The sequence below is a fragment of the Streptomyces malaysiense genome (genome assembly GCF_000980885.2).
Lineage (GTDB): Bacteria > Actinomycetota > Actinomycetes > Streptomycetales > Streptomycetaceae > Streptomyces > Streptomyces malaysiense.
On record NZ_LBDA02000039.1, the window covers coordinates 241,633 to 248,484 of the forward strand.

The 6,852-nt window shown below is 72.8% G+C and carries 6 protein-coding genes; 1 reads left to right on the top strand and 5 read right to left on the bottom strand.

The annotated features are described in order from the left end of the window. Nucleotides 1-141: 141 nt before the first annotated feature. Nucleotides 142-576, bottom strand: coding sequence for an ATP-binding protein (locus tag VT52_RS18515; protein ID WP_046425021.1), 435 nt, complete (start codon nucleotides 574-576; stop codon nucleotides 142-144). A gap of 311 nt (nucleotides 577-887) precedes the next feature. Between VT52_RS18515 and VT52_RS18520 the strand changes: the two genes are divergently transcribed. After that, the gene (locus tag VT52_RS18520; RefSeq protein WP_046425022.1) at nucleotides 888-1,121 is read left to right on the top strand and encodes a DUF6480 family protein; all 234 of its coding nucleotides are present in this window, start codon (nucleotides 888-890) and stop codon (nucleotides 1,119-1,121) included. Between the two features lie 55 nt (nucleotides 1,122-1,176). Here VT52_RS18520 and VT52_RS18525 read toward each other — a convergent pair whose 3' ends face one another. The 4 genes from VT52_RS18525 to VT52_RS18540 form a co-directional block, all read right to left on the bottom strand. Beyond that, complete coding sequence (locus VT52_RS18525) at nucleotides 1,177-2,265, bottom strand: glutamate--cysteine ligase 2 (RefSeq protein ID WP_046425024.1); 1,089 nt, start codon at nucleotides 2,263-2,265, stop codon at nucleotides 1,177-1,179. Nucleotides 2,266-2,354: 89 nt separating this feature from the next. After that, nucleotides 2,355-4,562, bottom strand: a complete 2,208-nt coding sequence (gene glgB, locus VT52_RS18530) for a 1,4-alpha-glucan branching enzyme (RefSeq protein WP_046425026.1) — start codon at nucleotides 4,560-4,562, stop codon at nucleotides 2,355-2,357. A 4-nt stretch (nucleotides 4,563-4,566) separates the two neighbouring features. Beyond that, a complete protein-coding gene (locus VT52_RS18535) occupies nucleotides 4,567-5,931 on the bottom strand; it encodes a maltokinase N-terminal cap-like domain-containing protein (RefSeq protein ID WP_046425029.1) in 1,365 nt (454 codons plus the stop codon). 31 nt (nucleotides 5,932-5,962) lie between these two features. After that, a partial coding sequence (locus VT52_RS18540) for an alpha-glucosidase C-terminal domain-containing protein (protein WP_206306552.1) occupies nucleotides 5,963-6,852 on the bottom strand: 890 nt, incomplete at its 5' end.

Sequence of the window (6,852 nt, forward strand, 5' to 3'; positions counted from 1 at the left end):
CGGCGAACCGACTCGACGCCGTTCGCCTACCCCGGAGCGCTGCGCACCAACTCCGATACCACCGCGACCCGGGCCGCTGCGCCAGTCGGGTGCGGCACGCGGTGGAGTAACCGGTCCACGCCGGGTCACACCTCGCGCCCCTCACCAGGGCAGGAACACGTGGATGTCCTTGCCCTCGTCGTGCACCACCACGCTGACCTGGCTGCACAGCGTGTGCACCAGGTGCCAGCCGATGCCGCCGCCGCCCGTGCGCGGATGGAAGGGCCGGGGCTCCGGCCTGGTGGTGCTGGTGTCGCGCATCATCACGTGCACTCCGTCGAAGGTGCGCCGCATCCGCAGGTCGAACGGGCCGGGCGCGTACTGGATGACGTTCGCCGCCAGTTCGGTCACCACCAGCAGGATGTCGTCCCAGTACTCGTGCTCGCCGGGCGGCGCGACCCGGGCCAGTGCGCCCAGGAAGTCCTCCGCGGCGAGCCGCGCCTCCGTCACGTTGCGCAGCTCACCCGCGAAGGAGAACTCACGCTCGTACGTCTCCTCCGAAGGCGGTGTCTCGTCCCCACGCGGCTCCGTCGTCATCTCCGCATCCCCCGGCCTCGGCCACGAGGGGCCCCTGTGCTGCCCCGTGCGGCCAGGACGGTCGTCGTCGCTGATCTCTCGCTGCGCTGCGGGTTCCCACAGCCGGGCCGGATATCCGTCCCTCTGATCGCCTCATGGCACGACTTCACCGGCTGCGAACAGCCCGTCGCGCGGCGCGAACGGCTCCGCAGGACACCGTAGACCCTGGGGCGCACGGAGCGGCACACCGCCCTGTCGGCCGGGTGGACGGACCGCCGGGACGACCGGTGAGGTGGGCGCACGGTGGGGACTCGGGGGGCATGAGCGCGGACATGAGCCATGTGAGCCCCGATCCGGACCCCGAACACACCACCGGACTCGAACCCGGCGGCTCGGTGCCGCCCGGCGAGACCCCGCCCGCGGAGAGCAGCCTGCCCCAGGCCGCGGTCCGCGAGCCGGGCGCGACACAGCGCGGCTGGGCCAAGGCGCCGCTGGCGCTGATCCTGGCCCTCGTCGTGTTCTTCGCGGCGTTCTTCCTGGTGTACGCCCTGACTCTGATCCACTGATCGGTCCGGACCCGTCACCCGCCAGGCCCGGCCCGTCCCGGCCCGCGGGGCGCGCTCACCCCTGCGTGCGCCGCACGCACTCCGTGACGACGTCCCGCAGGGTGCCGCCGCGCTCCACCGTCCGCCGCTGTTCGCGTGCGCCGTTCCCGTGCCGGAGCAGGTCCTCGACACCCTTCGCGGCGCGGTCCGCGTCCCCGCTGCCGTCGAGCGCGTCCCCGACCAGATCGAGCAGCGAGTACAGCACCCGCGCGGCCGGCCGGGGCCGCAGGGTCACGGGGTCGAGCAGTTCTCCGCCGAGTCCCTGGCGCGCCGCCTGCCAGGAGGCGAGCGAGAGCAGGCTCACGCTGTGGTCCGGCGCCGGCCGGCCCGAGCGCCAGTCCCGGGCCGCCGTCTCCACCAGGCCACGGGTGAGCGTCGCGACGAGCAGCGCGGTGTCCGCGCACAGGCAGACGTCCGCGACCCGCACCTCGACCGTCGGATAGCGCGCCGAGAGCCGTGCGTCGAAGTACGCCATCCCCTCGTCCAGGATCACCCCGGTGGCCACCATGTCCGCCACCCGCCGGTGGTAGCGCGCGGGTGAGCCGAACAGCTCGGTCGGTCCGGCCGACGGCCAGCGCGACCACACCCGGCTGCGGTAGCTCTCGTAACCGCTGTCATGGCCTTGCCAGAAGGGGGAGTTGGCGCTGATCGCGGTGAGCACCGGGAGCCAGGGCCGCAGCCGGTCCAGGACCGCCACGCCCTCGTCGTCGGACTCCACCGACACATGTACATGGCAGCCGCAGACCAGCTGGTCCCGGGCGCCGGCGCCGTACCGTTCGGCCAGCCACCGGTAGCGCTCGTGCACGGTGAGGGAGGGGCTCACCGGCAGCGGCGAGGTGGCCAGCGCGGCGACCGCGCAGCCGATCTGCCCGGCGTGCCGGGCCGCCTCCTTGCGGCAGCGCACGATCTCGTCGCCGAGGTCCGCCATGTCCGCCCGCGGACGGGTGGCGAACTCCAGCATCTGCCCGAACAGTTCCTTCTCGAACACGTCCTGCCCGGGATCGTCCTGGGCGGCCCGCGCGAGGACGGCCGCCGCCAGCGCCTTCGGGTCGCCGCTGTCGGGATCGACCAGAAGGAGCTCCTCCTCCACTCCGACCGTGCGCACTCGGTGCCGCCCTTCTCCCTGCGACCAGGGGCAGCCGGGGGTCCTCACGACCCCGACTGCCCCGGTGACGGCCTCCGACACCCTCGTGTTCAGCGCAGCGGGCCCAGGAAGACCGTGGCCAGCGGCGGCAGCGTGAGCCGCAGCCCGCCGTCGGCCGGCTCCAGCGCCCCCGGCGCGCCGACCGGGATCCCGCCGCCCCCGTACCCGGCGTCGTCGGTGTTCAGCAGCTCCCGCCAGGCCGGCACCTCCTCGGGGACCGGCAGCCGGTAGTCCTCCCGGACCACCGGCGAGAGGTTCGACACCGCGAGCAGCGGGGTGCCGTCCGCGGCGTAGCGCAGGAACGCGAAGACGTTGTCCTCCGCCGCGTCGCCGAGCACCCAGCGGAAGCCGCCCGGATCGGTGTCGCGCTGCCACAGCGCGGGGGTGGCCCGGTACAGCGCGTTCAGGTCCCGCACCAGCGCCCGCACGCCCCGGTGGTCCCCGGCGGAGTGGTAGTCGTCGGCCAGCAGCCACCACTCGGGCCCCTGCTCCTGCGCCCACTCGGCGCCCTGCGCGAACTCCTGTCCCATGAAGAGCAGCTGCTTGCCCGGATGGGCCCACATGAAGCCCAGATAGGCGCGGTGGTTGGCGCGCCGCTGCCACCAGTCGCCGGGCATCTTCGACACCAGTGCCCGCTTGCCGTGCACCACCTCGTCGTGCGAGATGGGCAGCACGTAGTTCTCGCTGTAGGCGTACACCATCGAGAAGGTCATCTCGTTGTGGTGGTACTTGCGGTGCACGGGGTCCTTCTGGATGTACTGGAGCGAGTCGTGCATCCAGCCCATGTTCCACTTCAGCCCGAACCCGAGTCCGCCGCTGTCGGTCGGCCGGGTCACCCCGTCCCAGGCGGTGGACTCCTCGGCGATGGTCACCACACCCGGGCAGCGCCGGTAGACCGTGGCGTTCATCTCCTGGAGGAACGCCACCGCGTCCAGGTCCTCGCGCCCGCCGAACACGTTCGGCTCCCACTGCCCGGAGTCCCGGGAGTAGTCGAGGTAGAGCATGGAGGCGACGGCGTCCACCCGCAGGCCGTCGATGTGGAACTCCTCGCACCAGTAGACGGCGTTGGCCACCAGGAAGTTGCGCACCTCGGTGCGGCCGTAGTCGAACTCGTACGTCCCCCAGTCGGGGTGCTCGGCTCGCGTCGCGTTCCCGGGTTCGTACAGCGGATCCCCGTCGAACCGGGCCAGTGCCCAGTCGTCCTTGGGGAAGTGCGCCGGCACCCAGTCCATGATCACGCCGATGCCCGCCCGGTGCAGCGCGTCCACCAGGTACCGGAAGTCGTCCGGCGAGCCGAGCCGCGGCGTGGGCGCGTAGTACGAGGTGACCTGGTAGCCCCAGGAGCCGCTGAACGGATGCCCGGCCACCGGCATCAGCTCCACATGGGTGAAGCCCATCTCCACGACGTACGCCGTCAGTTCGTCCGCCAGCTGACGATATGTCAGGCCGGGTCGCCAGGACGGAAGATGCACCTCGTACACGGAGAACGGTGCCTCGTGCACCGGGGTGTCGCCGCGGTGCGCCATCCACCGCGCGTCACCCCACGCGTAGTGCGAGACGGTCACCACCGACGCGGTGTCCGGCGGGACCTCGGTGCGCCTGGCCATCGGGTCCGCCTTCAGGAACCGGTGCCCGTGGCGGGAGGTGATCTCGAACTTGTACCGGTCGCCCTCGCCGATCCCGGGCAGGAACAGCTCCCACACCCCCGACGCGCCGAGCGAGCGCATCGGGTACTGCGTGCCGTCCCAGTACGTGAAGTCCCCGGCCACCCGCACCCCCTGGGCATTGGGCGCCCACACGGTGAACCGGGTGCCGGCCACGCCCTCATGGGTCATCGGCTCGGCGCCGAGCGCCTGCCACAGCTGCTCGTGCCGGCCCTCGCGGATCAGGTGCAGGTCCAGCTCGCCCAGGGCGGGCAGGAAGCGGTAGGGGTCGTGCACCTCCCGCTCCTCCTCGTCGTACGTCACCAGCAGCGTGTACGGCGGGATCTCCGGGTAGGGCAGCACGGCCGCGAACAGCCCGCCGCCCTCGGAGACGAGCGGGTTGGCCATCCCGTCGACCAGGACGCTCACCGCCCGCGCGTTCGGGCGCAGCGCCCGGAACAGGGTGCCGCCGGGCACCGGGTGGGCGCCCAGCAGGGCGTGCGGATCGTGGTGCGCCCCGGCCAGCAGCCGGTCGCGCTCGGCGGGAGCCGGAGCGGTGGCCGCGGCCTGTCCCGGGCCCGCGGTCTCGGGCGCCGATGAGTCGCGCAGTGCCATGTCCTCAGCCTCCCCACACCGCGAGCCGCTTGATCGCCGCCATCGGTACCGGCAGCCAGTCCGGCCGGTGTCTCGCCTCGTACAGCACCTCGTACACCGCCCTGTCCGTCTCGTGCGCGCGCAGCAGCGCGTGCTTCTTCCGTGGATCCCAGCCCGCGCGGGCCGCGTAGCCCGCGCAGAACGCCTCCCGGCAGCGGCGCGCCCACTCGGGTCGCCAGGGGCGGCGCTGCCGGGCCGCGTAGTCGAAGGAGCGCAGCATCCCCGCCACGTCCCGCACCGGGGACTGCGGGGCCCGCCGCTCGGTCAGCGGCCTGGACGGCTCGCCCTCGAAGTCGATGACGAACCAGTCGCGACCGGCCCGCAGCACCTGCCCGAGGTGCAGATCGCCGTGGATGCGCTGGGCGGGCGGCCCGGTGTCGCACGTGGCGAGCGCCCCGAACGCGGCCCGCAGACCGGGTACGAACGGCTTCAGGCCGGGTACGGCGTGCGCGGCCGCCTCCAGACGGGCGCACATGGCCTCGGCCGGCCGCCCGGTCTGGCCCGGCCCGGCCGGTCCGAACGCCTCGGCCAGGGCGAGGTGCACCTCGGCCGTGGCACGGCCCAGTTCACGGGCCTCGGCCGTGAAGTCGTCGCCCGCGGCGAGCGCGCCCAGCGCCAGCGTCCAGCCGTCGGTGGCGTCGGGCAGGAACGGCTGGAGCACGCCGAGCGTGGCCGGGCGCGGTGCGCTGGTGGTGAACCAGGCGACCGGCGCGGGTACCCGGGTACAGCCCTGCGCGGCGAGCGCCGCCGACACCTCCAGGTCGGGGTTGACGCCCGGCTGGATGCGGCGGAAGAGCTTGAGGATGTACGCGTCGCCGTACACCAGAGAGGTGTTGGACTGCTCGGCGTCCAGCAGCCGGGGCGGCAGGCCGCCGGGCAGCGGGGCGGTGGCGTCCGCCTCGAAGCGCAGCGGGCCCGCGCCGCCCGGCCGGCGCAGCCGCTCCAGGAGCAGGCTCGCGGAGCGCGGGTCGTAGAGGGCGTCGTACACGGCGAGTCCGGCCAGCGGGCCCGCGGTGGCCCGTCCGATGAACGCCCGTTCCAGGCGCGGCGCGAGCTGCTCGCGCACGCCGAGCAGCAGCTGGTAGCAGTCTCCCGGCGGCGGAGTGCCGCCGGGAGCCGGTACCGGCGCGTGCGAGGCGTGCACCAGCAGATGCAGACACCCGGGGAACAGCTCGGTCACACTGAGCACCGACAGATCGGTCACGGGCCGGTCCTTGCCCGCGAACCAGCGCTGGCGCGGCAGCCACTCGCGCAGCAGCCCGCCGAGCGAGGCGAGGAGGCCGTCGGCTCCGGCCGCGGTTCTCGGCCGGAGGGTGATGGTCTTCGGCATGGTGACGCGTCCTTTCCTCGGCGCCGTGCGCTCAGCGGCGGCGGCCGATGCGGGATGCGACTCGGGTGAGCCGGAACCAGTAGAAGCCGTGGCCCTGGAGGGTGAGGAGATAGGGCAGCTCACCGATGGCGGGGAAGCGCACCCCGCCGATCAGTTCCACCGGATGGCGTCCGTCGTAGGCCCGCAGGTCCAGCTCGGTGGGCTGGGCGAAGCGGGAGAAGTTGTGCACGCACAGCACCAGGTCGTCCTCGTACTCGCGCAGGAAGGCGAGCACCGCCGGGTTGGTGGACTGGAGTTCGTCGTACGAGCCGAGTCCGAAGGCGGGGTTCTGCTTGCGGATCTCGATCATGCGCCGGGTCCAGTGCAGCAGCGAGGACGGCGAGGACATCGACGCCTCGACATTGGTGACCTGGTAGCCGTAGACCGGGTCCATGATCGTGGGGAGGGAGAGCCGTCCCGGGTCGCTCGACGAGAAGCCGGCGTTGCGGTCGGGTGTCCACTGCATGGGGGTGCGGACGGCGTCGCGGTCACCGAGCCAGATGTTGTCGCCCATGCCGATCTCGTCGCCGTAGTACAGGATCGGCGAGCCGGGCAGGGACAGCAGCAGGGCGGTGAACAGCTCGATCTGGTTGCGGTCGTTGTCCAGCAGCGGCGCGAGGCGGCGGCGGATGCCGATGTTGGCGCGCATCCGCGGGTCCTTGGCGTACTCGGCCCACATGTAGTCGCGCTCCTCGTCGGTGACCATCTCCAGGGTCAGCTCGTCGTGGTTGCGCAGGAAGATGCCCCACTGGCAGCCCGAGGGGATCGCGGGCGTCTTGGCGAGGATCTCGGAGACGGGGTGGCGGGACTCGCGCCGCACGGCCATGAAGATGCGCGGCATGACCGGGAAGTGGAACGCCATGTGGCACTCGTCGCCGCCGC

Bases quoted from the DNA above. Each gene is read 5' to 3' on its own strand.
- VT52_RS18520 (WP_046425022.1), top strand. From the start codon at position 888: ATGAGCCATGTGAGCCCCGATCCGGACCCCGAACACACCACCGGACTC.
- VT52_RS18515 (WP_046425021.1), bottom strand. From the start codon at position 576: ATGACGACGGAGCCGCGTGGGGACGAGACACCGCCTTCGGAGGAGACG.
- VT52_RS18535 (WP_046425029.1), bottom strand. From the start codon at position 5,931: ATGCCGAAGACCATCACCCTCCGGCCGAGAACCGCGGCCGGAGCCGAC.
- glgB (WP_046425026.1), bottom strand. From the start codon at position 4,562: ATGGCACTGCGCGACTCATCGGCGCCCGAGACCGCGGGCCCGGGACAG.